At 23.4% G+C, this 1,577-nt stretch carries 1 protein-coding gene; it reads right to left on the reverse strand.

Features of this window, described 5'->3' with window-relative positions; all coding sequences use genetic code 11:
* Nucleotides 1-374 precede the first annotated feature (374 nt).
* Nucleotides 375-1,316 carry a GNAT family N-acetyltransferase gene (locus tag RH99_RS17965; RefSeq protein WP_010241709.1) on the reverse strand — a complete coding sequence of 314 codons (942 nt, stop codon included), beginning with the start codon at nucleotides 1,314-1,316 and terminating at the stop codon, nucleotides 375-377.
* Nucleotides 1,317-1,577: the final 261 nt, after the last annotated feature.

Below are 1,577 nucleotides of genomic sequence, written 5' to 3' on the forward strand. Positions count from 1 at the left end.
TTATAGTTTATCAAATTTATTACTTATTGTCAATAGTTTTTTTCATTTCCTTATTAACAACTTTTCATAAATTGTTGCCTTGTTCTTGGCGACATGTAATATAATATCATAATAATCCATATTATTCTACCATATATACATTATATATTAGTATTATCCTATATATACTTCATTTTTCATCATATTTCGCCTCTTTTCTTCTATTGATACACCAGGATAAGTAGAATTATACTAAATAAAAAAATAGTAAGGAATCTTAATAATAACCCTACTAATTTCTGTTTATAATTATTTTGTATTAATATTATCATCTTTATGATTAAATGCTTTGTTATAATAATTTAATCATAATACTATAAATATATTCATTATAATCAATTATCTCTTATTAAATAATATGTTACGTGATCTTTCCACTGACCATTAATAAAAAGATATTTTTTATTAGTTCCTAATTCTTTAAACCCACAACCTTTTAAAACAGCTTGTGATTTTATATTTCCAATCAAAGTAGAGGCCTCTAATCTATGAAGATCCATTTCTTTAAAGGCATACTCCACAACCTTATTTAAAGCCTCTTTCATATATCCATTTCCTTCATATTCTCTATCCATGGAATATCCTATTATTCCACTTTTAAATACTCCATATATAATTCCAGAAATCTGTATTTTACCTATAAACTCTCCGTCCTTATATATACCAAAGCAAGCTGCTGTTCCATTTAGAAACTGTTTATAATTTTCCATTAATATTTGATGCTGAGCTGCGATTGAATAAAAACTCTCTTCTCTTTTAGGTTCATATGGCTTTAAATGTTCTTTATTACGGATATAATATTGTAATAGATGTTCTGAGTCATCAGGAGTTGCTATTTTTAAATTTATATTATTAGATTTAAGTCTTAGAATGTTTGTAGTATTCAAGTTTCCATATGTATTATAATTTATACCAAATAATATTTCACTTTTTCTTATACTATTATAAGAAATACTATCTGTTATTATACCTTCTAAAATAAATCCCAAATCAATGAAAGGCCTTTTACAAATTTCCTCATCTACAGATATATTTACTTTATATATCTTTTTATCCTTAAATAAAGATTCTATAAAAAGTTTAATTGCTGCTTTAAGATATACTATTCCATCCGAATCATCTCTATAAAACTTCATTCTAGCATAACAATATTTATTTTCTTTTGAAATATTAATAATATTTATTCTTCCAATTGTTATACCCAATTTGTCTCTTATTATATATTCATTTTTCGAACCCTTTGCCAATTCCATATTTATTTGAACATCTTTGAGCATTATTATATCACCTGATTTTTATGAAATTTCTTGTAATTAACTCATTTGTCTATTATATCATAGATTTTTTGTATTGTATTCTCAATTAGCTAGTAAAAGCTGCTTTATCTATCCTAAAGTTATAAAATATATACTCTAATTCTATGTAGATAATTTTAATGATATTGTATAATAGTTTATAGTTATTCCACAAAATATTATTGAAAGGTATAAAGGTGATTTAATTATGAATAAACAAAGTTTAAATAAATTAAAACTATT

It is taken from the genome of Clostridium arbusti SL206 (genome assembly GCF_000246895.1).
GTDB classification, from domain to species: Bacteria; Bacillota; Clostridia; order Clostridiales; family Clostridiaceae; genus Clostridium_I; species Clostridium_I arbusti.